Source organism: Gordonia sp. CPCC 206044 (assembly GCF_048537895.1).
In the GTDB taxonomy this organism is placed as follows: Bacteria; Actinomycetota; Actinomycetes; order Mycobacteriales; family Mycobacteriaceae; genus Gordonia.
Map to the genome: position 1 here is coordinate 199,150 of NZ_JBCLVL010000006.1, position 22,908 is coordinate 222,057.

At 63.7% G+C, this 22,908-nt stretch carries 21 protein-coding genes; 11 read left to right on the plus strand and 10 right to left on the minus strand.

Features of this window, described 5'->3' with window-relative positions; translation table 11 throughout:
- Positions 1-174: 174 nt before the first annotated feature.
- Positions 175-2,187 carry a hydantoinase B/oxoprolinase family protein gene (locus AAFP35_RS11685; RefSeq protein ID WP_419221758.1) on the minus strand — a complete coding sequence of 671 codons (2,013 nt, stop codon included), beginning with the start codon at positions 2,185-2,187 and terminating at the stop codon, positions 175-177.
- Between the two features lie 37 nt (positions 2,188-2,224).
- The gene (locus AAFP35_RS11690; RefSeq protein WP_419221759.1) at positions 2,225-4,276 is read right to left on the minus strand and encodes a hydantoinase/oxoprolinase family protein; all 2,052 of its coding nucleotides are present in this window, start codon (positions 4,274-4,276) and stop codon (positions 2,225-2,227) included.
- A 338-nt stretch (positions 4,277-4,614) separates the two neighbouring features.
- Between AAFP35_RS11690 and AAFP35_RS11695 the strand changes: the two genes are divergently transcribed.
- Positions 4,615-6,138 carry a PucR family transcriptional regulator gene (locus AAFP35_RS11695; RefSeq protein ID WP_419221760.1) on the plus strand — a complete coding sequence of 508 codons (1,524 nt, stop codon included), beginning with the start codon at positions 4,615-4,617 and terminating at the stop codon, positions 6,136-6,138.
- Here AAFP35_RS11695 and AAFP35_RS11700 read toward each other — a convergent pair.
- The 3 genes from AAFP35_RS11700 to AAFP35_RS11710 form a co-directional block, all read right to left on the minus strand.
- Positions 6,106-7,197 carry a transporter substrate-binding protein gene (locus AAFP35_RS11700; protein ID WP_419221940.1) on the minus strand — a complete coding sequence of 364 codons (1,092 nt, stop codon included), beginning with the start codon at positions 7,195-7,197 and terminating at the stop codon, positions 6,106-6,108. The two genes, AAFP35_RS11695 and AAFP35_RS11700, sit on opposite strands and share 33 nt — an antisense overlap.
- A 189-nt stretch (positions 7,198-7,386) precedes the next feature.
- The gene (locus AAFP35_RS11705; protein ID WP_419221761.1) at positions 7,387-7,851 is read right to left on the minus strand and encodes a DUF1942 domain-containing protein; all 465 of its coding nucleotides are present in this window, start codon (positions 7,849-7,851) and stop codon (positions 7,387-7,389) included.
- Positions 7,852-8,267: 416 nt separating this feature from the next.
- Positions 8,268-8,870 (minus strand): TetR/AcrR family transcriptional regulator, encoded by a 603-nt coding sequence (locus tag AAFP35_RS11710; protein ID WP_419221762.1) that lies wholly within the window; start codon positions 8,868-8,870, stop codon positions 8,268-8,270.
- 155 nt (positions 8,871-9,025) lie between these two features.
- On the opposite strand from AAFP35_RS11710, the gene AAFP35_RS11715 reads away from it, so the two are divergent.
- The 3 genes from AAFP35_RS11715 to AAFP35_RS11725 all read left to right on the plus strand — a co-directional run bounded on the left by AAFP35_RS11715 (position 9,026) and on the right by AAFP35_RS11725 (position 10,944).
- Positions 9,026-9,256, plus strand: a complete 231-nt coding sequence (locus tag AAFP35_RS11715) for a DUF1059 domain-containing protein (RefSeq protein WP_419221763.1) — start codon at positions 9,026-9,028, stop codon at positions 9,254-9,256.
- 295 nt (positions 9,257-9,551) lie between these two features.
- Positions 9,552-10,055, plus strand: a complete 504-nt coding sequence (locus AAFP35_RS11720; protein WP_419221764.1) for a hypothetical protein — start codon at positions 9,552-9,554, stop codon at positions 10,053-10,055.
- A 112-nt stretch (positions 10,056-10,167) separates the two neighbouring features.
- On the plus strand, positions 10,168-10,944 hold the full coding sequence (locus AAFP35_RS11725; RefSeq protein ID WP_419221765.1) for a PIG-L deacetylase family protein: 777 nt from the start codon (positions 10,168-10,170) through the stop codon (positions 10,942-10,944).
- A gap of 48 nt (positions 10,945-10,992) precedes the next feature.
- Here AAFP35_RS11725 and AAFP35_RS11730 read toward each other — a convergent pair whose 3' ends face one another.
- The gene (locus tag AAFP35_RS11730; protein WP_419221766.1) at positions 10,993-11,697 is read right to left on the minus strand and encodes a polysaccharide deacetylase family protein; all 705 of its coding nucleotides are present in this window, start codon (positions 11,695-11,697) and stop codon (positions 10,993-10,995) included.
- A gap of 386 nt (positions 11,698-12,083) precedes the next feature.
- Between AAFP35_RS11730 and AAFP35_RS11735 the strand changes: the two genes are divergently transcribed.
- Together AAFP35_RS11735 and AAFP35_RS11740 are read left to right on the plus strand one after the other, a co-directional pair.
- Positions 12,084-13,583, plus strand: coding sequence for a SulP family inorganic anion transporter (locus tag AAFP35_RS11735; RefSeq protein WP_419221767.1), 1,500 nt, complete (start codon positions 12,084-12,086; stop codon positions 13,581-13,583).
- Positions 13,584-13,599: 16 nt separating this feature from the next.
- On the plus strand, positions 13,600-14,037 hold the full coding sequence (locus AAFP35_RS11740; RefSeq protein ID WP_419221768.1) for a MerR family transcriptional regulator: 438 nt from the start codon (positions 13,600-13,602) through the stop codon (positions 14,035-14,037).
- Positions 14,038-14,294: 257 nt separating this feature from the next.
- Here the strand turns inward: AAFP35_RS11740 and AAFP35_RS11745 are convergent, their stop codons facing one another.
- The 4 genes from AAFP35_RS11745 to AAFP35_RS11760 all read right to left on the minus strand — a co-directional run bounded on the left by AAFP35_RS11745 (position 14,295) and on the right by AAFP35_RS11760 (position 18,189).
- Positions 14,295-15,779 carry a UbiD family decarboxylase gene (locus tag AAFP35_RS11745; RefSeq protein WP_419221770.1) on the minus strand — a complete coding sequence of 495 codons (1,485 nt, stop codon included), beginning with the start codon at positions 15,777-15,779 and terminating at the stop codon, positions 14,295-14,297.
- Positions 15,779-16,405, minus strand: coding sequence for a UbiX family flavin prenyltransferase (locus tag AAFP35_RS11750; RefSeq protein WP_419221771.1), 627 nt, complete (start codon positions 16,403-16,405; stop codon positions 15,779-15,781). The genes AAFP35_RS11745 and AAFP35_RS11750 overlap by 1 nt, the downstream gene beginning before the upstream one ends.
- A 197-nt stretch (positions 16,406-16,602) precedes the next feature.
- A complete protein-coding gene (locus tag AAFP35_RS11755) occupies positions 16,603-17,064 on the minus strand; it encodes a MarR family winged helix-turn-helix transcriptional regulator (protein ID WP_419221772.1) in 462 nt (153 codons plus the stop codon).
- 66 nt (positions 17,065-17,130) lie between these two features.
- Positions 17,131-18,189 carry an alkene reductase gene (locus AAFP35_RS11760; protein WP_419221773.1) on the minus strand — a complete coding sequence of 353 codons (1,059 nt, stop codon included), beginning with the start codon at positions 18,187-18,189 and terminating at the stop codon, positions 17,131-17,133.
- Positions 18,190-18,440: 251 nt separating this feature from the next.
- Between AAFP35_RS11760 and AAFP35_RS11765 the strand changes: the two genes are divergently transcribed.
- From AAFP35_RS11765 to AAFP35_RS11785, 5 genes are all read left to right on the plus strand, one after another.
- Positions 18,441-19,088 carry a pentapeptide repeat-containing protein gene (locus AAFP35_RS11765; protein ID WP_419221774.1) on the plus strand — a complete coding sequence of 216 codons (648 nt, stop codon included), beginning with the start codon at positions 18,441-18,443 and terminating at the stop codon, positions 19,086-19,088.
- A gap of 326 nt (positions 19,089-19,414) precedes the next feature.
- A complete protein-coding gene (gene rsgA / locus AAFP35_RS11770; RefSeq protein ID WP_419221775.1) occupies positions 19,415-20,521 on the plus strand; it encodes a ribosome small subunit-dependent GTPase A in 1,107 nt (368 codons plus the stop codon).
- Between the two features lie 17 nt (positions 20,522-20,538).
- Positions 20,539-21,285 (plus strand): SAM-dependent methyltransferase, encoded by a 747-nt coding sequence (locus tag AAFP35_RS11775; RefSeq protein ID WP_419221776.1) that lies wholly within the window; start codon positions 20,539-20,541, stop codon positions 21,283-21,285.
- Between the two features lie 222 nt (positions 21,286-21,507).
- A complete protein-coding gene (locus tag AAFP35_RS11780) occupies positions 21,508-22,095 on the plus strand; it encodes a TetR/AcrR family transcriptional regulator (protein WP_419221777.1) in 588 nt (195 codons plus the stop codon).
- A 20-nt stretch (positions 22,096-22,115) separates the two neighbouring features.
- A complete protein-coding gene (locus AAFP35_RS11785; protein ID WP_419221778.1) occupies positions 22,116-22,763 on the plus strand; it encodes a GNAT family N-acetyltransferase in 648 nt (215 codons plus the stop codon).
- The last annotated feature ends 145 nt before the right edge of the window (positions 22,764-22,908 follow it).

Genomic DNA, 22,908 nt, shown 5'->3' on the forward strand with positions numbered 1-22,908 from the left:
ATTCCTGCCACGACCCGCCGCTGGGTTGATTGCTGGTGGTGCTGGGATATCGGTTGGTGGTCGGGTGATCTCGATACGGCGCCTCGCTGCGCTCGGTGCCCACTCGATCAGCAGTAGTAGTGGACGGTGTGCCTGCTCGATCAGCAGTTGCAATGGGGCGGAGTGCCTACTCGATCAGACCGCCGCCGGCTCCGAAGCGCTCAGCGTGCCGGGGACGAAGTCGATGGTCGGGTCATCGGTCCAGTGGATGATGGTGCGCCGCGCAAGCATTGAGCGGAACTGCTGCGTGGTGTCGGTGAGGACGTCGCCGCTGCCCCAATCGAGGATGACGCCGAATCGACGGACGCAATCCATTTCGTTGACCAGACCGGACTTGTACTCCTCGGCAACTTCCCGCGGATCGCGCGCCATCCACGACCGTCGGTTGTCCCGGATGTACTCGCGGGTGCGGACGGTCGCGTCCACGTCGATCTCGTACTCGAAGACCTCGGGATCGATCTCTTTGATGACGACGCCGTAGTCCTTCTCGGCGCGGCCGATCGTCACGTACCCGTCGATGACATCCTCGAGTACCGCGTCGACGTCACGTTGGAGTGGGTCGCCGAGACCGCCGCCACCCGCCGACGGTCGGGTGAACTCATCGCCCGACTTGATCGGTACCGCCGCGAAGATCGAGCCGAGATACTGTTCGTCGTCGGTGCCCTTGTTGAGCCACACACCGTGTGGGATGGACGGCAGGCCGCCCCACAGTCCCCAGGTGACCGACCGTTCACGATCGCAGCAGTAGGACATGACGGTGTTGTCACTGGCCCACAATCGGCCGCCCTTCTCCGCGCCCAGTCCACCGCGTGACTTTCCTGGGCCACCCGAATCGGGCACCAGATCATGGCAGGTGGTCAGCACTGGAGCCAGACGTTCCTGGCCTTCGAAAGGCTGTGTGCCGTACTGGACTCCGAAGATCGGCGCGGACGCGTTGTAGCCGTCGGCGCCGTTGCGGGCACCCCAGCCGCCCATCATCCAGTCGTACCACATGAAATTCGGGCTGCCCTCTTCGCGCTGATCACGCCCACCGACCAGGAGATACTCGAGGTTGAACGCGCAGGCCATGGCCCGCTCGGGCTGGATATCGGACCAGATCTCGAACACCGAGTTCATGATCTTCTCGAAAGGCCCCGAACAGAATCCGGCACATGGTCGCGGCCACTCCGCATTCACCACCGTGCCAATCGGGCCGAGGTCGGCGGTCACCACGCGGTAGAAACCCGAGTTCAGCGGGATGTCGGGGAACTGCATCTTGGTACCTGCGACGATGCCGGCGAACGATCCGCCGAACCCGGCGTTGAGCATCGACGAGATGGACGCATGCGAATCACTCAGGTCGTAGTGGACGGTGTCACCCTCGATCGTCATCCGCATGGTGATGGGGATGAGCCCCTCGCCGAGCGCCGGATCCTGGTCGATGTAATCCTCTGTGTACCAGACACCGTCGGGCAGTTCGGCGATCTTGGCACGCGTGAGATCCTCCACGTAGTCCTGGACTTCGGCCATCGCGGTCTTGATGGTTTCCACACCGTACTTGTCGCAGAGACGTTGGACCTCCCGCTCGGCCACCCGCGTCGCCTCGGCCTGGGCCTGCATGTCGCCGATGATGTCTCGCGGATTGCGGGTGTTCTTCGCGATCAGATAGGCGACGTCCTCCAGGAACTCGTCCTTGCTCCAGAGCCGGGTTGGAGGGATACGCAGCCCCTCCCCCATGTGGTCGAGTGCCTTGACGTTGAACGAACCCGGCGTTGCCCCGCCGACATCCGCCCAGTGTCCGTTGGCCTGGGCGTAGCCGAGGAGTTCGCCGTTGTAGTAGATGGGTCGGATGATGCGCGTGTCGTTGAAGTGGCTGCCACCTTCGTAAACGTCGTTGATGACGAAGACGTCGCCGGGGTGGATGTCTCCCTCGAACTGTCGGATCACTGCCTTCGCCGTGTAGTGCAGCGTGCCGACATGTGCCGCGATGTCGCCGGTCCCCTGCATCACCGTGTTGCCCTCGGTATCGCAGAGTGCCGACGAGAAGTCGCGTGAGTAGATGACGAACGAGTAGCACGTGCGCAGGATCTGCTCGGCCATCTGGTCGACGGTGTTGACGAATGCATTCTTGAGGACCTCGAAGGTCACCGGGTCCAAAGATGTTGCCATGGTGTTTACCTCGTATGTGTCGGGTGGAGTGGTTCGGTCATTCGGCGGTCGTCAGGATGAGGTTTCCCCATTCGTCGACGGTCGCGGTTGTCTGTGGGGGCACCACCGTGGTGGAGTCGAGTTGATCGACGATGCACGGTCCGGTGAGCACCGCGCCGGCCGGGATCGTGGATCGGTCGTACACCGGGGTCTGTAGGCGGGCCACCTCGTCCGGGAACAAGACCGACCGCACCTCGACAGGAGACGGTGTGAAGTCGGCGGGATCGACGAGCGCAGCCGGTGCCATGTCGGCCCGCGGTGTCAAACCGATGGCGCGCACCGAGATCCGGTAGATTTCGACGCCGGTGTCGCCGGCGGAGAAGTTGTGCTCCTTGAGGTGCGTGGCGTGGAAGGTGGCCACCACATCGTCGAGGCTCGTCAGCGGCATGGCCACCGGCACCGCGATTGCCCGCCACTGCCCTTGGTAGCGCATGTCGAGGTAGTATTCGAACGCCATGTCCTCCGGCGCGACATGCTCGGCGGTCAGACGTACACGACCTTCTTCCTGCAGATCTTTGAACGATTCGGCGAGATGGGACAGGTCGGCCTCCGCGCTGTCGGCGAGGTACATCTTGGTGATGTCGTGCTGGATGTCGACGAGCATGCAGCCCATCGCCGACGTCACGCCGGGATGCGGCGGGACGATGACGGTCGGGATGCCGAGATCCTTGGCCAGATAGGCGACGTGGAGTGGGCCGGCACCGCCGAAGCCGACTAGAGCGAAATCGCGCGGGTCGTGGCCCTTACGGATCGAGATCAGACGAATTGCGTCGGCCATGTTCGCATTCGCGACCTTGATGATCGATTGAGCAGCCGTCTCCACATCGAGACCCAGCGGTGCGGCGACCTTTTCGATCGCGGCGTGGGCCAGTGACTCATCGAGCTGCTTCACCCCGCCTGCCAGCTTCTTGCCGACCGTGCCCAGAACCAGGTTCGCGTCGGTGTTGGTCGCGAGGTCGCCGGATGCGCCGTAGCACGCCGGCCCGGGCTCTGAGCCCGCCGACTGCGGGCCGTTGCGCAACGATCCCGCCTCGTCGAGCCAGGCGATCGATCCGCCGCCCGCGCCGATGGTGAGTACCTCGATGCTCGGGAAACAGATCGGATAGCCGAACTCGACGCTCCACGTGTTGGTCGTCCCGAGGACCCCGTTGTCGGTGAGGGATACGTCCGTCGACGTGCCGCCCATGTCGAAACCGATCGAGTTCTCGTAGCCACACTGACGAGCGATGTGGCGGCTGGCGATCGCCCCGGCAGCGATGCCCGATGCCGCCAGGCGGGCGCCGTACTTTTCGGCCATCGTCGGGGTCATCACGCCACCGCCGGAGTGCAGCAACAGGACATCGTTGTCGTAACCCGCCTCGGCGAGCCGGCCTTCGAGGGTGCGTGCGTAGGGGCCGATGATTGGCACCAGCGCCGCATTGGCGACGGTGGTCGAGAAGCGCTCATATTCGAAGATCTCGGGAAGTACGTCGCTTGACGTCGTGATCGCGACGCCCGGCAGCTCCTCACTGAGGATCTCCGCCATCCGGACCTCATGGGCGGGATTGGTGAAAGAGTTGATGAAACATACTGCAACCGTTTCGATCTCGCGTCGACGGAGAATTCGTGCGACCTCCCGCGCACCTTCCTCGTCCAGCGGCTCCAGAACGGCGCCGTCGTATCCGATCCGCTCGGCGACGGTCAAGCGGTGCCGACGGGGCACGAACGGCGGGGCGACTTCCTGATACGGGTCCCAGGATTCCCGGTCACCGCGGCGGATCTCAATGACGTCGCGGAAGCCCTCGGTGGTAACCAGCGCGATCTTCGGGAAGTTGCGGGTGATGAGCGCGTTGGTCGCGATTGTGGTGCCGTGCGAAAAGAACTCCACGTTTTCCCAATCGACCCCGGCCTGCTGCATGCCGGCCAGTACACCCTCGATGGGATTGACCTGCGTCGGATACTTGGCAGTGACGATCTCGCCGTTGCCTCGCTGGACGAACACATCGGTGAATGTTCCGCCGATGTCGACGGCGGTGCGGACCTTGTCCGTCCGGATGATGGCTTCGGTCATGTCGTGTTCCTCAGGTTCTCGTGTGGCGTGGACGAGAGCTACAGAACCGCGTGCCGACCGTGCCGACAATTGGCTCATCAACCAACATCGAGCAGTCACTCACTGGACGTTGACACACGCTCACCGGCGCCAGACCGCCGCTACCTGCACCGACGTGGCGTACGACCGCGTAACGACAAGGTTTCCGACATCGGCGCGAAACGCGCTGTCACGTAGTCGAAACAAGGAATTGGCCGACGCCGATGTGGCCTTTGCGCGATGCGAGTCGGGCAGGATCGTCTGGCAGAGGAGATAATCGATCGGGGTGATCGGGTCCTTGATGGCGGAGAGGGGGGCGAATGGCCACGGTGGGCGAAGTCGTCGACCGCGCAGGCCTGCTCTCCCTGACCCCGGGGCCCGCCGACAAGGTACATCGACATCTGGTCAACGACCTCTTGGAGCTGACTCCGTCGCGTCCGCTTGACGTTGCAACCGGCAGTGTCGTCTATCTGCCCACCGTGGTCTGGGCGTCTCTCACATCTCCCGAGGAGATCCCCGGAGACCTTCGTTCGGCGGGTGCCGTCGCCGTCGTCATCGACACCGACGACGGAAATCTCCTGCCGGAGTTCGTCGCCGCGTGTGTCTCGCACTCATTGCCGATCTACATGCTGCCGCGGTCGAGCGATGTCACTGATCTTCGGTCCATCATCACTAAACCGGCACAAGTCCGAGACATCGACGGTTCGACCTCAGATCTTCTCCGACCACTGACTGCGACGTTGGATGCGTTCGCGAGCGAGTCCGGTCTGTCGGTGTGTCTCGTCATGGACGGATGCCTTCTCGCGAGTACGCCTGTCATGGACAGCGGCCTGCTGACGAAGACACTCGCGCTTGCACCGACACCCCTGGAGGCGGTGTCGACCAAATCCGGAGCGCTCCACCTCCAGCTACGCGATGCAAGATACGCACTGGCACTAGTTAATTCGCGACGACGACCCATCGACCGCGCGAAGTTGCACAATGCTGTGAGGCAAATCGACGCACAGGTGCAAACCATCTCGGTCCAACGAGCCACACGTCGTGGTCTGGAGGACGCGTTGATCCGGGAACTGATCGAGGCGCAAGCGCCATCAGCGGCTCTCGATCCGTGGGTCGCGTCCTTCGGCCTCTCGCCCGGAGACCGGGTCCGTGCGCTCGCGGTGGTCTTCGAAACGGACTCGCCCGATCTCCACGTACACGTCGTGGCCGGGCTCCATGACCTCGGATTGGTCAGCGGAAGTTCGTGTGTCGCATCTACGCACCACGGCATTGCGTACGCGCTGATCAAGTCCGGCGTCGACGAGGTCCGAAATCCTCTCGCGAACAACACTTTCGACACTCATCTGAAAGAGTTCACCGATCTCTTCGCACGTCGGCACGACGTCGACCTCGCCGTCGGTGTCAGCTCCTATGTGGTCCGCAGCAGCGACGACCTAATGCGTGGACTGATCAATGCTCGGCAACTGTCCGAACGTCAGGCGCGTTCGGTCCTCACCGAAGTCCCCGAGATCCCGCTGCCCGCACCACTCGCGGCAACGCTGCTGGCTGACGAGCCTGGACTGTCCGACGTCCTCGAGCGCGCCCTACTGCAGCCTGTGCTCGACTACGACGCAGAAAAGGGAACCAGCTACGTCCAGACCCTGCGTACCTTCCTGGCGCTGGACGGACATTGGGGTGCAACGGCAAACGAGCTCGGCATCCACAGCAACACCCTCCGGTATCGGTTGTCGAGGGTCGAGCACCTCACCGGTCGTGGACTGCAATCAACGGCGGATCGGTCGGATTACTATCTCGCGCTCTGCCTGCGAGAATCAGCCGGTCACGATCAGGGACCGGCTGCCTGACCACCACGGCTCAGGCGGCCGGGACGGGAACTCGCCGATCACTCGGTATCTACCGCCGACGGCTCGGCCGACGTAGGACGGGTGCGCGCTGTAATGGTTGGCACGAAAGTAGAAGGGCAGCCCTTCGGGGTTGCCGTCGAACCGCACGCCGATCAGCGCCCGCGACAGGTCGTCGACGCCGTTCGACCGGGACTGAGCGCCCGCGAGCGCCAGTGCGTGAACTGCGTTGTAGGCGCCGATCTGCGCGGAATGGCTCCATTGTTGGCCGCGCACGTCGAACAGTGCCTTTCGGTAGGCGCTGTTTACCTCGGAGTCGAGATTCGAGAAGTACGTTGCCACCATCACGTGGCCCTCCCCGACCTCGGCGGGCATGTGAGCGAGATCGATCTCGGTTGTGACGGTGGCAGCGATCGGGAGTGTCTCGGCGTCGAATCCCGCACGGTGGTACTGGGTGTAGAACTCGGTTGTCGAATCCAGACCCACCAGATTGGAGATGATGACCGACGGTTCGGTGCGACGGATGTCGGCTAGCACGGCGTCGAAGGTGGTCTCGCCCAATGGGGCGTACCAGGTGCCGACAGTCTCGACCTCGAGGTGATCGCCCAGCCTGCGGATTGCCTCGGCCAGGACCCGAGGATAGATGTAGTCCGATCCCACCACGTAGACCCGCCGTCCGAGGTTGTCGGCGATCCACGCCAGATAGTCGGCGATGTATTGATTCGGTGCGGCGCCACAGTAGAAGACGCGAGGATCTGTCTCCTCACCTTCGAAGTACGTCGGGTACATCAGCAAGGTGTGGTTCTGGTGGACCGCCGGTATCAGCGCCTGCCGGGTGGCCGAGGTGTAGCCACCGACGATGACGTCCACGTCTTCCACCCGGCACAGATGATCTACACCGCGGGCGGTCGACGAGACCTCGGAATGGTCGTCGTAGATGGCCACTTCCAGCTCAGCGCCACCGACACCACCGCCGGAGTTGATCTCGTGGACGGCGAGCATTGCACCGTCGAGGATTGATTGCTCCATCTGCGCTTGCGCGCCAGTTAGCGAGTAGAGCATACCGAGTTTCACTGCGTGCTCTCCTTTCCCGCCGTGGGCCAGTCCACGTGCGGTCAACTATGCCACCGCGTGCGGGATCCCGGGCACCTCAGTGGGTGCCGTGGGCGGAGAGCGGTCCAGTAGACCGGGATCTCCGCGCAGTCGTCCTGACCAACGGAGCGCCGGGACCGCCGGTCAGCCCGCAGGCCCTCACGATCCGAACGGAATCGCCGGCTTCGTTGCGGGCTTGACTGCTCGCCAGGTGATCGTCCACTTGGCGAGTTGCTCGCCCAGGGGCGCCTCGTAGATCAACGCCGAAGGCCGAGCCCCATGCACGGCAAAGGCGACTGCGCCTCTCACCTTCTCCCCAGCCGGGAGATCGCCCGAATGTAGCGTCGTGTTGCCATCGACATAGGTTGGGTCGAATGTGGTGCCGTCCGCGGTTTTTGCAATGAAATACAGGGGGTTGACCGGCATCTCGCCCTTGGTGGCCTCAACAGTGACAGTGACCGTCATCGTTGTGGAGGTCAGGGTGGCCGAGTTCAGAGTGACGTATCCGGCCCAATTATTGTGCGCCACCAACTGACTGGTGACAGACCGTGGTGCTGCATGGGCCACTGTTGCGGAAGCGAGAAGGGCCAGGACGCTCACGAGGGTGAGGATGACACGTTTCATGAGAATTCTCTGTCGTGATGGCCGGAAACCGGCAGCGGAAATATTGGCGGGTCCGTTTTAAAGATCGCATTACCGGGGCGGGTTGACCGGAATAAATTGATGATAACGACGACATCAGATCATTGCTATTCGATTCGCTAACGAATCAGTCAATTGGTGTAATGGCATGCCCGAACGGGAGGCCCTGATCGATCGTGGGAAATGCCCCGGCGCTGTGCGTGCCGTACCCGGCATATCGGGGCGTTGCTCCTCCGCCCAGGTGGGCGTTGTCAGCAGTGGGAGGCCCGGGGAAGGCTAGGCCTCCCCTATCGCGGCACGCTCTACGAACCCGCATCATTCCGAATTTCGGATATCGCTGCGCTGCACCATATTCGGGTGATTGCGTTCCGCGACCTTCTGCGATGTCGCCGCCTGCCCTACCCGGTCGGCTGTGGCTCGGTCGCGTAGGCCGCCATGAACATGTCGAGAAGCCCGTCTATCGCTGCGTCATCGACGGGGCGCGGCGTCAGCAGCGGGCGGTAGTACAGAGTTCCGCTCAGAACCTCGGCTGCAAACGTCAGATCGGCGTCGGGGTTCAGCTCGCCGGTGCGCTGGGCCCGCTCAATCCGGTCGAGCGTTCGTTGCTCGACGGTGGCCAGGAACCGTTCGTAGAGCGCCGCGCGCAGGGTGGGGTCCGACTGAGCCTCGGCGATGACTGCTCTGTAGACCGGGCCGATCGGCGGCGTGGACAACGCCTTGCTGGACCGCAGGAACTGTTCGCGCAGGTCCTGCCGAATGGATCCATCGGTGCGATAGTCCAGGTCGCTGATCCATACGCGACTCAGTGCATCGAGCAGCAGCTCCGCGATGTTCGACCATCGACGATAGATCGTGTGCTTGCCGACGCCGGCGCGACGCGCGACTGCTTCGATCGACAGTCCCTTGTAGCCGGACTCCTCTGCCAAGGCGAGTGTCGTTTCGAGAAGCTCCCTGGTCCGTTCGACACCACGACGCCGGGGCGCGGTCGACTCTGCATCCATGCACCCAAGGTTACCGGCACGCATCGTGCCGTTGACAACGGTTCACGCGCGGTGCACGATACTCACATCGGCACGGTGCGTGTCGATATGGTGGTTGGGGTTTCGAACAGCCACCGTCGACTCCGGCGATCACGAACACAACGAGGAGAAGCGTGATGAAGAGCATGACCTGTGAGCAACTGGGAGGACCGTGTCAGTACACGCTGCGCGGAGAGACAGCCGACGAGATCATCAAGGCGCAAGACCGCCATCTGCGTGAGGCGGCTCGCGGCGGCGATGCCGAGCACCAACCCGCTCACGAGGATATGAAGGCCCGGTGGAGGCACCCCGTCAAAGCGATGGGCTGGTACCGGGCGACCAAGAAAGCCTTCGCTGAACTTCCATGACGATCGGTGCCGATCCGGACATGATTCTGCTCAGTGCGAACGGTTCGTTCCGTCGGCGGGCAGGGTCAGTCCACCGTCACGCTCCGGCGACGGCTCGTGGTGCTGTCACTGCAGCTTGACCAAGTCGTCGTGGCGCCAGGTCTGGGCGTAGATCGCCACCTCGTTTCCGAAAAGCCAGTTGCCGCCATTGATCTGATTTACCAGCGGCGAGGTGGTGCCCAGTTCGCTGTACCGGTCTTCGTTCGGGGTCTGACGTCCCGGGTACTCTCGGACTTCGACAGACGGGAGACCTCCGGTGGCGGAACATCATGGATATCCGGCGGAATGGTCGCTGATGGCCCGAGACATCGCGGCGGCAACCGACCGGGGTATTACAGCGGCGCGCAGCCATGACTCGGAGGATCTCGACGACGCCGTCGCGCAACTCGAGAAGCACGGTGACGCAGCCCGCGGAATGCAGGCACACATGGTTCGTGAGCTACTCGAGACGTCGTATCAAGACGGCTTGAGCGGCGACGACGTGTCCGATGTGCTCACCCGCACCATCGCCGCCGCAGCGCGTTGGGTCGCGTCGGTCGATCCCAACGCCGTCGCCGCGGTACTCACAGGTGCCCTGGGCGTCGCCGAACGTCCAGGCGACAGCGACATTGCCGCACAACCGATTCCCATCGCGAAGATCATCGGCGCGGCCCTCCTGGTGCTCGCCGACCTGGCGGCAGATGCCGAGGTCGATCACAACCCCTACCTGGTGCGCGCCGTCGAGGAGATCCGCCGCGAGCAGACCATCGAGATCCCGTGACCCACAACGCTTCTCGTAGAAGGGTACGCGTCGTCGGCGACTCGCTCCGCACCACGGTCAGACATCAAGACTCGCCCACGAGTGGGCCCGGACATGAGACGGCAGGCATTTCATGAGTGTGCTCGTGTGTTTCCACGCCCATCCGGACGACGAGGTCTTCAGTACCGGCGGCACCATGCGGTCAGCCGCCGACGCTGGCCACCGCGTCGTGCTGGTCACCGCCACCGACGGTGCGCTCGGTGAATACCCCGACGGCTTGCTCGCTGCCGGTGAGTCGCTGACGTCGCGCCGCCGCGACGAACTCGAGACTTCTGCTGAACTGTTGGGTGCGCATCGGCTCGTGATGCTGGGTTATCCGGATTCGGGCATGGCAGGTACCCCGGAGAACCAGAATCCGTCCGCGTTCGCGAACGTGTCCGTCGATCACGTGGCGCAGCGGCTCGCCGAGATCCTCGTCGACGAGGGCGCCGACGTGATGACCATCTACGACAGCAACGGTGGTTACGGGCACCCCGACCACATTCAGGTTCACCACGTCGGCCGACGTGCCGCCGAGATCGCCGGCACCGCACATGTTTTCGAGAGCGTGGTGAATCGTGACCACATGCGCAAGCTGATCGAGGCGCGTCCGGATTGGGACGGTGAGGACTCGTCGGTCGACATCGATTCGTTTGGGGTCCCGGCCGACCAGATCACGGTCGCACTCGACGTCGGTGACCAGATCGAGGTCAAGCGCGCCGCGATGGTCGCACACGCGTCGCAGATCGGCGATTTCGGTCCGTTCCTCGAGATGCCCACCGATGAGCTGCGGATGGCCTTCGGTGTGGAGTGGTACAGCCGTGTCGGTAGCGCGCCGACCGAACTCATGGAGACCGGCCTCCCGCTCTGACGCCGACGGCGCATGAGCTGCCGCCAGGCTCAACTTCACCGTCTGTGCTCAGCGGAGCGCCAACAGTTGATCGACCGAGACGAACCGGTAGCCGTCGGCCTTCAATGTGCGCACCACGGGCCCAATCGACGCGCGCACGGATTGGCTGTTCCACGGATGTAGCAGCACGATCGAACCGGGGCGTACCTCATCCTTGACGTACTCGGTGATGGCCTGCGGTGTTGACGCACCGACGTCGAGCGGGTCGACATCCCACATCACCGCGGTCATGTCTCGGCTCGACAATGCTCTCGGGAGCCCGATGAGCTTCTTGCCGTAGGGAGGTCGGAACCGTAGCGGGCGCTGGTAGCCGATGCTCCGCAGGGCTTCATTTGTGCGGTCGATCTCGTCCGCATACCAGCCGGGTGTATGAAACCACATGCGTTGATGCGTGAATGAGTGATTGCCGAGCTGGTGGCCGGCCGTTGCAAGGGCCTGTGCGGATGCCGGATGTTCGACGACGTTCGCGCCGATCAGGAAGAACGTCGCGATGACGCCTTCGTTCCGCAAGGTGGACAGGAGCTCCTCGGCGACAGTCGGTGATGGGCCGTCGTCAAAGGTCAGGGCGACGACACGCTCGTCCGTATCCACGCGAGCGACGAGATCACCCGCGACCATGACCGTGCGTGAGTTGGCGAGCTTGTACGTGCCCAAGGCTGCGCCGACCAACAGGGCAACGACTGCGAGGACTACGACGGTTCTTCGACGGTTCATGGCGATCGACTGTAAATGGGTGCCGATCGATCTCCATCGCAGGCAGCTGGATCACCGGGCAGACGCCTCCGGACGGCCGCCGCTCGGTTCTCGCGGATGAACGGTCAGGTGCGCCACGCGCAAGGCGCCCCGGCGGGAACCGCATGTGTGGCCTCGCGCACAGTCGGTGTTCTCGGTTTGCATCCCTACCCTCCCGTAAGGGTAGGGTTCGTCGTGTTGCGCCGCTCCCCTGCGGTTCCGGCATGCTGTCGATGGTCGCCGCCATTGCTCGGATGACGCCCGGTGAGCTTGCGCGACAGCAACTTTGATGCGTGGTGTCGATGCCCCGATGCCGTGTCTGCGTGCCTGGGCGCGTCCCGACCTCAGCCTGAAAGTGACATGTGCCGATGACAACCGAGGTGCCCTCTCCTGATCAACAACAGTCGGTGTGGTCGGCGTTGCGTTCGCCGCGACGGCTCCGCACCGAGATCCTGGCGGGTCTGGTGGTCGCGCTCGCGCTGATCCCCGAAGCTATTTCGTTCTCGATCATTGCCGGGGTCGATCCGCGAGTCGGGTTGTTCGCGTCATTCACGATGGCGGTCACGATCGCGATCGTCGGTGGACGGCCGGCAATGATCTCCGCGGCGACCGGCGCGGTGGCGCTGGTGGTTGCGCCCCTGGTCAAGAGCCATGGCCTGGACTATCTGGTGGCCACGGTGATTCTCGCCGGCGTGTTCCAAATGGCTCTCGGCGGCCTCGGTATCGCCAAACTGATGCGCTTCATCCCCCGCAGCGTCATGGTCGGATTCGTCAACGCCTTGGCCATCCTCATCTTCACCGCGCAACTCCCGCACCTGCTCGGTGTGCCCTGGCTCGTCTATCCGTTGGTGGCGATCGGAATCGCGATCATCGTGCTCTTGCCGAAACTGACCAAGGTGATCCCCTCGCCGCTCGTCGCGATCGTGCTGCTCACCGCGGCGACCGTGGCTGCCGGATTTTCCGTGCCCAACGTCGGGGACGAGGGCAAACTGCCCGACAGCCTGCCAAGCCTGTTCGTCCCCGACATTCCGCTGAACTGGGAAACCCTGACCATCATCGCGCCCTATGCCTTCACCATGGCGCTCGTGGGGCTCCTCGAGTCACTGATGACCGCGAAGTTCGTCGATGACCTCACCGACACGCATTCCAACAAGACCCGCGAGTCCATGGGGCAGGGAATCGCGAATGTCGTCACCGGCATCTTCGGCGGCATGGGTGGGTGCGCCATGATCGGGCAGACGATGATCAACGTCAAAGAATCTCGCGCCCGTACCAGGATCTCGACGTTCCTCGCCGGCGTATTCCTGCTCATCCTGGTGGTCGGACTCGGCGACATCGTTGCCCTGATACCGATGGCCGCTCTGGTCGCCGTCATGATCATGGTGTCGGTGGGCACCATGGACTGGCACAGCCTCAACCCGAAAACGTTGCGACGCATGCCCAAGAGCGAAACTGCCGTCATGCTCGCCACCGTCGTCGTCACGGTGGTCACGCACAACCTCGCCTACGGAGTCGTCGTCGGGGTCCTGACCGCTATGGTGCTCTTCGCCCGCCGCGTCGCGCACTTCACCGAGGTCGTCGACATCGCCGATCCCGATCCCGACACCCGCGTCTACGCCGTCCAGGGAGAACTGTTCTTCGCATCGAGCAACGACCTGATCTATCAGTTCGACTACGCCGGTGACCCGCCCAACGTGATCATCGACATGAGTGGCTCCCACATCTGGGATGCCTCCACCGTCGCGACACTGGACGCGATCACCACCAAGTACAAAGAAAAAGGCAAGAGCGCCACCATCATCGGACTCAATGACAACAGCGCCGAACGCCATCAACGTCTCAGCGGGCACCTCGACGGCGCGCACTGATCACGAAAGGACGCCAGTGACCGCCGACGAGCCCGACGCGATCGAGACCGAACACCTGCAGATCGGTGAAGTTGCCGCTGCCACCGAATTGTCGATCAAGACCATCCGCCACTACGACGAGGTCGGCCTGGTGGCGCCGTCTGCTCGCTCTGCAGGAGGCTTTCGGCTCTATACCCGCACTGACATCGACAGACTCCTGGCCATTCGTCGCATGAAACCCCTCGGCTTCACCCTCGAGGACATGCGTGCGCTACTCGACGCACAGGACGCGCTCGAGCTCCCGGACACAAGCGAGCGCGAGCGCGATGCTGCACTGACGGCCCTTCAGGACTTCCACACGCGTGCCGAGCACGCCTGCCACAAGCTCGAGCGCCAACTCGCCTACGCCCGTGAACTGACCTCACAGCTGGCCCACCAACTGGGTGTGGAGAGGGCGACGGGTTCGGGCCGTTGACCTGCATCCTGAGCCCGGCTGCCGTAGCCGACCCCGACTCACGCGGTACTGCAGGCGATGAGCACGCCAGAAGGCCGTCATGAACCACCGAGGTGGCAGCGACTTCGCACCCGTGATGCATCGTCTCGACCGGCGCCCTCATGTGCGCACCGTTGGGGAGCGCTACGGGCCTCCGGTGCCCAGGACAGTCGCTTGTGTCCCGTCGACGGTCGCCTGCACTCACGCAGACATGTTTTAACAGGCGTCTGGTCGCATATTCAGTCGCCATCCCAGTCCGGTAGGAACTTCGTGACGTCAACGTCCTGGAATGGTGCGCGGATGAAGCGGTCACGCAGGTTCCACGGGACGGTGCAGTCGAATATCACCTTTGTCGAGATCCCGTGGTCGGCGTTGGTCCAGAGGAATTCGGGGTCGGCGGATGGATCGAGCGGGTGACAGCGGACGCCCGGGATGGGTATCACGGAGCGTTCGGCCTGGAAGCGGGTGGTCATCGCCCACAGCACGTCGTCGGTGTCGAAGATGTCGACGTCGTCGTCGACGAGGATGATGTGCTTCATTTCCGGGAATGCGCCGAACGCCACGATCGCCGCCTGGCGTTCACGCCCCTGATCATTGTGGTCGCGTTTGTGGACCGCCAGGATTCCGACGTACTTCCCGCCGCCCGCCGAGTGTGCGTACACGTTGGTGACCAGGCCGGGCAGTGCGTCTTCGAGTGCCTGGGTCAGGGAGCCTTCGGTCGGGATACCCGCAAGACTCACGTGCTCCTCGCCAGGGCCGACGAGGGTCTGCAGGATCGGATTCGTGCGGGTGGTGACGGCCTTGACTTTGATGATCGGTAACGATGGGTTGGCAACACCGTCGTACCCCGGAAATTCGGGCATGGCGAATCCGGTGTGGGTGTGCTGATCCTCGGCCACCCGGATCTTCGGCTGGATCTCTCCCTCGATCACGATCTCGGCAGACGCCAGCGCCGCCTCGTCGACGGATACGCCCTTGATCAGTTCGACCGGCGCACCCTTGAGTCCACCGGCGAACTCGAGCTCGTCGAAACCATAAGGTGTGGAGGGCGGTTCGAAGGAGATGGCCATGTATTCGACCGGAGAGATGCCCATCGAGATGGTGATCGGCATGGGCTTGTCCATCGCGTCGTACTTCTCGTACATGAACCCGATGTGACGGCCGGTCTGCATGAACACCGAGATCTCGTCGCGCCCCTGCACGCAGAGCCGGTGGATCGTCACATCGTGCTTGCCGGTTTCCGGGTCGGTGCCGCGCAGGACCGCCATGCAGAAGTACGGGCCGGCATCCTCAGGTGTATTCGTCGGCGCCGGAAGCAGAGTGCGAAGGTCGAAGTCGGGGTCGTCGGCGCGGTGGATGACCTCCTGACATGGTGCGGTGTCGACAAGGACAGGGTCCTTCGCATGCTGCATGGCCGACAACATGTGTTGTCCGAGGCGCCGCTCGTCGGCGCCGAGGAAGGTTGCGATCCGCTTGCGGGAAGCGAGTACTCCGACGATGACCGGGATGTCGTAGCCTTTGACATTCTCGAAGAGCATCGCCGGACCGACTCGCGTGGGCCGCGATACAGTGCCGCCAGCACCGACCTTCTTGTAGACACCCGCCAACTCAGCTTGTGGGTCCACCTCCACGGCGGTGGAAACAAATTGCCCCGGTTGCTGTTTGAGTAGCTCGATGCCCTCCCGCAGATCTCTGATGGGCGCCTCCGGTGCGGGTGTGGTCATCAGTTGTCCCCCCCGCCCATGGTGCCGGCACGCACCGCTTCCCGCAGATCGTCGTCCCATCGGGGAAAGACGTCGGTGTGGATGCCGAACTGGTCGAGGGCCCGACCCACCGAGTGATCGACGATGTCTTCGATAGTGGTGGGACGTGCGTAGAAGGCGGGTACTGGCGGGAACACCGTTGCACCCGCTTCGGTGACCGTGGTCATGTTGCGTAAGTGGATGAGATTGAGCGGAGTCTCCCGGACCATCAGGACCAGCGGCCGGCGCTCCTTCAACGTGACGTCGGCCGCGCGGGAGACCAGCGACGATGTGACACCCGAGGCGATCTCGCCGAGGGTGCGCATGGAGGTCGGCGCGATCAACATGCCACGGGTTTGGAAGGAACCCGATGACAGCGCCGCACCCACATCGGTGTGCTGGTAGACGACGTCGGCGAGTGCCGCCAGGTCGTCCTTGGTCAGATCTGTCTCGTATTCTCGGGTCAACTGGGCCGAACGGGTGACCACCAGATGGGATTCAATATTCAGCTCGCGCAACACATTCAATGCACGCACTGCGTAGACGACACCGGTGGCCCCAGTGACTCCGACGATCAGCCTGTCGGGAACCTCGGATTGTCTGACCATCAATCACTCCTGATCGTGAACGCACTCCTGCCCGGACACCATGCGACGGTAGTCGGCGACAGTGGACGGCATGCGCGTTTCACCGGACCCGGTCGGATTCGCTGGTAGACCGGCGACCGACGGGTACGACATTCGCCCGTCCAGCGAGTCAGAGGACGATCTGGTTCCCACCGTCTGTAACTGTCCGTGTGTCGGGGTCAGGCCGGGGTCTGACCCGATCGCAAGTGCCCGAACATGTCGACGAGCGGTGCCAATTCGGGCACGGTGGCAGCATCTTTGAGCGCATCTTGGAGTGCATCGTCATACGCTGGGCGGGCCTGTGTCAGTAACCGCAGCCCCGCCGGGGTCAGCTCGGTGTAGATACCACGACGGTCGTCGACGCAGATGAATCGAGCGAGGAGGCCTCGCGTCTCCAGCCGATTCACGAGTCGTGTTGTGGCGCTGGTCGACAGCGCTGTCGCGCGAGCAAGCTGATACATGCGCATGTGCAGCACGCTGTCCTGTCGGCTGAGCACATCGAGAACGCTGTACTCGACGACCGACAGGTCGGCGGCTGCCTGCAGGGCGGCCTCGAGTTTGTCTTCCACCAGATGGTGAAAGGCGGTCACCGTGCGCCAACCCTGTGCGCGTACTTCCACCGCGTCATCAGAGAACGCCATACGCTCCGCCTTTCGGACCCGGAACCGTCGTGGTCGGTCCCGTGGCCGGCCACTTGTCACATGCTGTTATACCTCGCTGAGTACGGGGTAATCCGTGTACCCCGTGGCGCCGCCCCCGTAAAAGGTCGACGGGTCGGGAGTGTTGAACGGAATCCCGGTGGCCAACCTCTCCGGCAAGTCCGGAGTCGCGATGAAGTCCCGCCCGAAGGCCACGGCATCGGCCGTCCCCTCGCGCAGCAATCGCTGCGCGTCATGCGGCGACATCTCCTCGTTGGCGAAGACCGGCCCGCCGAAGACCTGCTTGAGATGCGCGAGAAGGCTGTCCCGCGCCTCGATCTCGCGGATGAACAGAAAGCCCACTCCTCGTCGGCGCAATTGGTCGGCCACGTGGCCGAACAATGCACGCGGATCGCTGTCGCCCATGTCGTGTTCCTCGCCGCGCGGGCGCAGGTGAACGCCTACGTTGGCGGACCCCCACACCGAGGCGGTGGCATCGACGATCTCGAGCAGAAAACGGCTCCGATTCTCGATGCTGCCTCCGTATCGATCCGTTCGCCGGTTCGTGCTGTCCTGCAGGAACTGGTCGATCAGGTATCCGTTGGCCGCGTGAATCTCGACGCCGTCGAAACCGGCAGCCTTTGCATTGACGGCTCCACTGCGGAAATCCTCCACGATCCCGGAAACCTCAGATGTGTCCAGTGCGCGAGGTGTCGAGTACGGCCGATGCGGCCGCAATTGCCGAACGCGTCCGGCCGCGGCGATTGCGCTCGGTGCCACCGGGAGGTCACCTCCGAGCAGCTCAGGGTCGGAGATTCGCCCAACATGCCACAGCTGCAAAAAGATTCGCCCTCCGGCGGTGTGAACGGCATCGGTCACCTGGCGCCATCCATCGACCTGTTCGTCGGACCAGATCCCGGGAGTGTTCGGGTAACCCACGCCCTGTGCGCTGACCACTGTCGCTTCGCTGATGATGAGACCCGCGCTCGCGCGCTGTGCGTAGTAGGTCGCCATCAGTTCCGTGGGTACGCGGCCCTCCCCCGCACGGCAGCGCGTCAACGGGGACATGACGACACGGTTGGGCATGGTCGTATCACCGATCGTCAGAGGCGCAAACATGGACGACATCGCTCGAACTCCTACTTCTCACTCGACAGACGAGAGGCTGTGCATGGCGGATTTAGTTGCACACGCCCCCTATATGGTTGCACAACGAAATATGAGGCGCAAGCAACTATCTCTCGAGGGGCTGGTAATGCTGGTGGGACGGTTCTCGACGACGCCGGCGACCTCGGTGTCGGGATCGATCAATAGGCTCGAAGTCGGCCGAAGGCCGACCATGGCATGGACTCCGCAACCACAAAGGACCGTTACTCACGATGCCCCGCGCTCCCCGGATCGAGAACCCGAAACTCCCTGCAGATCTCGGCGAGGAGGATCCGGCAACGCTGCTTCCGGACGCCGTCATCGAGCAGGCCAGGTTTGCCGATGTCGACCTCACAGAGCGATCACTGGCAGGGTTGACTCTGTCCGAATGTGCGCTGTCGTCGGTCGGGCTGGACGGCGCAGAACTGACCGGGGCGCGCGTGTTCGACTGCCGACTGGACAACTTGCAGGTTCCCCGCCTGCAGATGCCGCGCGGGTTTCTCCGCAGTGTCCACATCCGTAACAGCAGGCTCGGGGCACTCGATCTCTTCGAGACCAAGATCCGCTCGCTGGTGATCGAAGACGCCAAGTTGGGCCTGGTGAACTTCCGCGGCAGCGATGTACGCGACGTGATATTCCGTGGGTGCATCATCGAAGACCTCGACCTCACCGAGGCGTCCGTGACCCGAATGGCCTTCGACGACAGCAGTATTGCGGCACTCGACCTGTATCAGGCGCGTCTGACCGACGTGGACTTCCGCAATCTCGAGATCGGGACGATCCGCCATCTCGACGGAATGCGCGGCGCCACCATCAGTTCGAATCAGGCAGTCGGTCTGGTCGGCCATTTTGCCGCCCACCTCGGTGTCAGCGTCGACTGACCGGGCTTGCCTCGGTGGAGTCGGTGGAGTCGGTGGAGTCGGTGGACGAGGCCTGCCGTGCCACGGTGGCTGATCGCGCTCATCCGGACAATTAATCGGATGACGCTCCCCTGCCGGAGTTGGTAGGCTGCTTGCCGACGCGGCAACGAGCTGCGCTGCGAGACCGAAGGAGGTGAGTTGATGACTGTGGCGATCACTGCTGTCTGCAGTGCCCGGATCATCCTCACTTCCCGGCCTTCGATCTGACCGACACGTACTCACTTCACCTCCGCGGGTGATCTGTGCGTAGCTGTCGTCAGGCGAGGCCCCTTTCAAAGGTCTCCACATTGTTTGAATCACCTGACACATCAGGTCACTCCTCGGCACGCCCCCTCACCCTGGCCGACTACGGCTGGGACGCCGACCGTGAGTACACATTTCGGTCGCGGCCAGACGGACTGGTACCGGCCCGCGTGGTGCGGGCGGAACGAGGCCAGTGTGACGTTGTCGCCGAGAGCGGTTCTGTCCGTGCGATTGTCGCGCAATCTACGGTCGACGGCGATGGCCGGCCGATACCGTGCACCGGCGACTGGGTCGCACTCCGGCCTGCCGAGGCCGCTTCCTCCCCCACCGTCGTCGAGGTGTTGGAGCGCCGGACCGTCCTGGTCCGTTCCAATGCCTCGCGTACGTCACGGTCCCAGGTGCTGGCGGCGAACGTCGACACCGTCGCGGTGATCGTCTCGCTGGCAGACAGAATCCGCCGCGGGCGGATCGAGCGGATGCTCGCGCTGGCCTGGGAGAGCGGGGCCACTCCCGTGGTGGTGCTCACCAAGGCCGACCGGTGCACCGATCCGTGGTCGGCGCACGCGGAGGTGTCTGCGGTCGCCCCAGGTGCAGCCGTTCTCGTGACCAGCGCCGCCACCGGCGATGGCATGGACGCACTCGTCTCTGTCCTGGCCGGCACGGTCGTTCTGGTCGGGCCCTCCGGCGCAGGGAAATCCAGCCTCGGTAACCGACTTCTGGGCGAAGATCTCCTGTCCGTCGGCGCGGTTCGCGGAAACGACGGCAAAGGGCGGCACACCACCGCCTGGCGCGAACTGCTGCCGTTGTCGGGCGGCAGGGTCCTGATCGACACCCCGGGCTTGCGTGGCGTCGGATTGACCGAGGTCGATGACGGCCTGGATCAGACCTTCTCCGAGATCGCCGAACTGGCGGCCGATTGTCGTTTCGCGGACTGCGCGCATGTCACCGAGCCGGGATGCGCCGTGCGCTCGGCCATCGAGTCGGGGGAACTCACCCAGCGGCGGCTCGACAGTTATCACCGATTGCAGCGCGAGAACACCTACGCCGCGTCCCGCACCGATGCACGACTGCGTGCCGAGCTGGAGCGCCGCGACAAACAGGGTGCGCGCCTGCGACGTGCCATCAAACAATCCCCGAACTTCAAGGCATGACAGAAAGGAACACCATCATGGACCTGCCCCGTATCTTCACCATCCGCGAGAGCTCGCACCGCATCCACAACCCGCTGACCGCGAACAAGTATGCAGCCCTGGGTGAGTCGCTCCGGCTCTCCCCGGGCACGCGGGTGCTCGACCTGGCCAGTGGATCGGGTGAGATGCTGTGCACCTGGGCGCGTGACCTGGGCTTCACCGGCACCGGAGTGGACATCAGCACGATGTTCACCCAGCAGGCCCGGGACCGCGCAATCGAACTCGGTGTCGTTGATCGAGTCGAGTTCATCCACGGCGATGCCGCCGGGTACGTCGCCAAGCAGCGAGTCGACGTGGCCGCGTGCATTGGCGCCACCTGGATCGGAGACGGCGTCCCGGGGGCGATCGAGTTGCTCGATCGAAGCCTGCGTCCCGGAGGGATGATGCTGATCGGCGAACCCTACTGGCGGCGGACCCCGCCGGATGAGCAAACGGCCGAAGATTTCAGCGCCTCCGCCTTCGCCGATCTCCTGGGCCTCCCCGATTTGCTTGGGCAATTCCAGGATCTCGGGTACGACGTGGTCGAAATGATGCTGGCCGACCAGGACAGCTGGGATCGCTATACCGCTGCCCAGTGGCTCACCATGCGCCGCTGGCTCGATGAGAACCCTGACGACGAACTGGCGCCACAGGTGCGGGAGGAACTGGCAACCGAGCCTGTCCGATATGTGCGTGGAATACGTGAATACCTTGGATGGGGTGTCTTCGCGCTGATGAAGCGGTGACCTCTGGCCGTGCGGGGCCAGGCGACAACGTCTGGCCCCGCACGGCCGGCCATATCGCAATCCGGCGTCGGCGCCAGACATCGGATCTTCGATGGCTCCGGACGTGAAGGTGCCCGGCGTGCACGGTGAAGTGCAGTTTCAGTTGAAAATTGTACCGTCGGGACGGTATAGTTGCCGATGGACGTCGCACCGGACGTCTGCAAACCGAGCAAGGACGAGTGCATGGCACGTACCGCCGGCCGCGATGCAGCCGATACACGCCGACTGATTGTGGACGCCGCTGCGCGCTTGATCGTGCGGCGCGGCACCACGGTGCCCGTATCGGATGTCGCAGACGCTGCCGGGGTCTCCAAAGGTGGTCTGCTCTACCATTTTCCGAACAAGGAGGCATTACTCGTCGGTGTCGCCACGGATCTCATCGCTCGGTTCCGGAAGGATGTCGAACACGCCGCCGCCGCTGAGGACGGCGATGATCCTGGCCGGCTCGCCCGGGCGTACATCCGGGTGAGTTTCGCCGACGCCGGCGATGCCACCGGGCTGCGTGACTACATCGCGCTGGCCGCGCACCTGATGTTCGAACCCGAACTCGAGGAGCTCACCCAGCGAGACGCCGAGCGGTGGCGAACGGAACTCCACGCTGACGGTCTGGCCCCGGCTGTGGTGCGCATGGTGGTCGCCGCTGCCGACGGGAGCAGCAGCGGTCCACTCTGGGGAGCCGTCCTCACCGACTCCGACCGTACTCAACTCGAAGAAGACCTGATCGCCCTCACCTACCGCGGCGATCCACCCGCTGCAGCCACAGACAGCTGACAGCTCTGAAAGGAAACACCATGACTGCTGTCATGACCGATGTCGTCTACCGGCCGTACGCTGCCACCGACACCGAGGACATCAAGCGAATCATCAACGAGTCGTTCTACATTCACCGCTATGTGAAGGGTGACCGGTTGCTCGACAGCGTGCTGGAGATCTACCTGCGCGAGCGCCTGCTGGCCAGCACCTGGGCCCGGGTCGCCGTGCGCGACGGCCACGTCGTCGGCATCATCATGGGGCAGGTCGACGGCGAGCACAAACTGTCGGGCGGCCCCAGGAATCGCATCCAGATGTGGGCTCATATGGCGCGAGCTGGCCTCTTGGGGTTGCGTCAGTGGCGATCGATGAGGCAATTCTTCGCGATCAGCGATGTGTACCGCGAACTGCGCGCACGGACCAGCGCGCCGCTGACCGACGAGCTGACGTTGTTCGCGGTCGCTGCCTCCACCAGAGGGCTTGGTGTCGGCAAGCGGCTCTACGGTGACTACCTCGACCATGTGCGTACTCGTGGCCGCAGTGACTACTTCCTCTACACAGACTCGCTGTGCACGTTCGAGTTCTACGAAAGGCAAGGCATGGTCCGTGCCGCCTCCGGGGACATGACGGTCTATCTCGACGGTCAGGCGGAGACTCTCGACGTCTATCTCTACACGGGCAGTATCTGACAGCCGCGTTTTGCGAGCGGGTCGTCCCAGCGGCGTATGACCGAACCACGTTTGCGGTAATCCCGCGTCCATGAAAACACTCTGGTGGAACGAGAGTGATCGGCTGCGGCAAGCTCTCGTTGCTGCAGGCGCCGCCCCGATCAGG

What these genes read in the sequence shown, in the direction of transcription:
- AAFP35_RS11685 (WP_419221758.1), bottom strand. Translation starts at nt 2,187, where the DNA reads ATGGCAACATCTTTGGACCCGGTGACCTTCGAGGTCCTCAAGAATGCA.
- AAFP35_RS11690 (WP_419221759.1), bottom strand. Translation starts at nt 4,276, where the DNA reads ATGACCGAAGCCATCATCCGGACGGACAAGGTCCGCACCGCCGTCGAC.
- AAFP35_RS11695 (WP_419221760.1), top strand. Translation starts at nt 4,615, where the DNA reads ATGGCCACGGTGGGCGAAGTCGTCGACCGCGCAGGCCTGCTCTCCCTG.
- AAFP35_RS11700 (WP_419221940.1), bottom strand. Translation starts at nt 7,197, where the DNA reads ATGCTCTACTCGCTAACTGGCGCGCAAGCGCAGATGGAGCAATCAATC.
- AAFP35_RS11705 (WP_419221761.1), bottom strand. Translation starts at nt 7,851, where the DNA reads ATGAAACGTGTCATCCTCACCCTCGTGAGCGTCCTGGCCCTTCTCGCT.
- AAFP35_RS11710 (WP_419221762.1), bottom strand. Translation starts at nt 8,870, where the DNA reads ATGGATGCAGAGTCGACCGCGCCCCGGCGTCGTGGTGTCGAACGGACC.
- AAFP35_RS11715 (WP_419221763.1), top strand. Translation starts at nt 9,026, where the DNA reads ATGAAGAGCATGACCTGTGAGCAACTGGGAGGACCGTGTCAGTACACG.
- AAFP35_RS11725 (WP_419221765.1), top strand. Translation starts at nt 10,168, where the DNA reads ATGAGTGTGCTCGTGTGTTTCCACGCCCATCCGGACGACGAGGTCTTC.
- AAFP35_RS11730 (WP_419221766.1), bottom strand. Translation starts at nt 11,697, where the DNA reads ATGAACCGTCGAAGAACCGTCGTAGTCCTCGCAGTCGTTGCCCTGTTG.
- AAFP35_RS11735 (WP_419221767.1), top strand. Translation starts at nt 12,084, where the DNA reads ATGACAACCGAGGTGCCCTCTCCTGATCAACAACAGTCGGTGTGGTCG.
- AAFP35_RS11745 (WP_419221770.1), bottom strand. Translation starts at nt 15,779, where the DNA reads ATGACCACACCCGCACCGGAGGCGCCCATCAGAGATCTGCGGGAGGGC.
- AAFP35_RS11750 (WP_419221771.1), bottom strand. Translation starts at nt 16,405, where the DNA reads ATGGTCAGACAATCCGAGGTTCCCGACAGGCTGATCGTCGGAGTCACT.
- AAFP35_RS11755 (WP_419221772.1), bottom strand. Translation starts at nt 17,064, where the DNA reads ATGGCGTTCTCTGATGACGCGGTGGAAGTACGCGCACAGGGTTGGCGC.
- AAFP35_RS11760 (WP_419221773.1), bottom strand. Translation starts at nt 18,189, where the DNA reads ATGTCGTCCATGTTTGCGCCTCTGACGATCGGTGATACGACCATGCCC.
- AAFP35_RS11765 (WP_419221774.1), top strand. Translation starts at nt 18,441, where the DNA reads ATGCCCCGCGCTCCCCGGATCGAGAACCCGAAACTCCCTGCAGATCTC.
- AAFP35_RS11775 (WP_419221776.1), top strand. Translation starts at nt 20,539, where the DNA reads ATGGACCTGCCCCGTATCTTCACCATCCGCGAGAGCTCGCACCGCATC.
- AAFP35_RS11780 (WP_419221777.1), top strand. Translation starts at nt 21,508, where the DNA reads ATGGCACGTACCGCCGGCCGCGATGCAGCCGATACACGCCGACTGATT.
- AAFP35_RS11785 (WP_419221778.1), top strand. Translation starts at nt 22,116, where the DNA reads ATGACTGCTGTCATGACCGATGTCGTCTACCGGCCGTACGCTGCCACC.